The organism is Pacificoceanicola algae (genome assembly GCF_049341065.1).
Taxonomy (GTDB): Bacteria; Pseudomonadota; Alphaproteobacteria; order Rhodobacterales; family Rhodobacteraceae; genus Pacificoceanicola.
In genome coordinates this window covers 476,075-477,707 of record NZ_JBMPIX010000002.1, presented here as the reverse complement: position 1 = coordinate 477,707, position 1,633 = coordinate 476,075, and the positions used below count along the sequence as shown (strand labels likewise).

1 protein-coding gene is annotated in these 1,633 nt (G+C 54.0%); it reads right to left on the bottom strand.

Annotated features, from left to right (window positions below):
- The coding region (locus ACOYQJ_RS04835; protein ID WP_500797221.1) for a M23 family metallopeptidase at window positions 1-1,633 on the bottom strand (1,633 nt) is incomplete at both ends.

Sequence of the window (1,633 nt, the reverse complement as noted above, 5' to 3'; positions counted from 1 at the left end):
GTCACCGTCGCCGCCGTTCAGCATGTTGGAGCCGGCATTGCCGACCAGCGCGTCGTCGAAGGCCGAGCCGATCAGGTTCTCGATAGAGTGCATGACATCACCAACCGCGCCGCGCCAGCCAGGTGTGCCGTCGAGACGTATCCCAACCCCACTGGCAACGCCGGCATAGGAAACGGTGTCCAGTCCATTGCCACCGGAAACGTAATTTCCACCACCAGAAACAAGAAACCGGTCATCACCATCCTGTCCAGAAAAGTAGGTATTTCCGAACGGGCCAATTAAAATATCAGGTTCGAATGAACCGATGACAGAAAAGGAAACCTCCGCTCCTCCGATTCCATCCAGGCCGGAAATGCCAGGCGAATTATGGTCCGTTGCATCGAAGCCGTCGCCGTTACTGTCAACGAAATAGAAAAAACTACTAGGATTACCATTCAAAGAACTGTCAGCAGTTACTGTTTTGCTTTGATAGTTCAGCGAAGTTCCAATCATCACGTGCACGTGGGCCATTTCCTCTGGGCCTTGAGTGGAAATTTGAATCCCGGTTCGACCTAGCTCGCCCACAACTGTCTCGCCACCTACTACGGGCATGCCCTCGTACAATAACGCTACGGAGGCCATGCTCAAATGAGCGTACGTGACATAGAGGTTTGGATCATCTGCTGATTGAATGGTTACCGTATTTCCAAGTCTTCTGGGAGAATCATCAAGTATGTACCATCCAACGTCATGGAGCCAAAAATGATCCGATCCCGGTTGCGCGATAGGATTATATTTAGAAGATTGCTCTTCGTGACCTCCTTCTATGTGCACAATAGTGCCGTTAAAAGGTGCAACAACTTCTTCGCCGAAGCCTCCACCAAAATCTATGGACCAATATCCAGACCCTTCCTCATAAGAGGGAGACACTATATATGTATGTGTGTGAAGGGGTTGGTTGATGTACTGGCCTCTGACAAAGTCACTAAAAGGCGCGTATATATTTGGTAGGGGGATGTGGGAATTTTCTACTGGTTCTGTTGCGCCGTCATCGCCTTGTGAAACATCGCCGCTTCCGATAATGACCACATTTAGATCGCCGCTGCTGGCGCCAGAGTCGTCGAAGGCCTCGATTGTGATTTCATTGGCTCCAGTATTCGGTCCAGCCACATAGACGATGCTGCCAAGGTCCGACGGCGAGATGTCGAAATAGGTCCCGCTGACGGCAACACCGTTGATCTCCCAATGGCCACCATCCGTGCCCGGCGTGCTGTCCCAGAAGCGCACGTAGTCGAGGTCGGAAAACCCGTCAGGGTCGGACACGGAGCTGACGAGCTGGTCGCCACTGACACTTTGGCCCGGTTGCAGCGATTGGCTCGATGGTCCGGTCAGAGATGGCGCCGAATTGGCTGGCGCACTGACATTGATCGTGACGTTCAGATCGCCGCTGCTGGCGCCGGAATCGTCGAAGGCTTCGATGGTGATCGGGTTCGACCCGCCGTTCGGTCCAGCCACATAGACGATGCTGCCAAGGTCCGACGGCGAGATGTCGAAATAGGTCCCGCTGACAGCGACGCCGTTGATCTCCCAATGGCCACCATCCGTGCCCGGCGTGCTGTCCCAGAAGCGCACGTAGTCGAGGTCGGAAAACCCG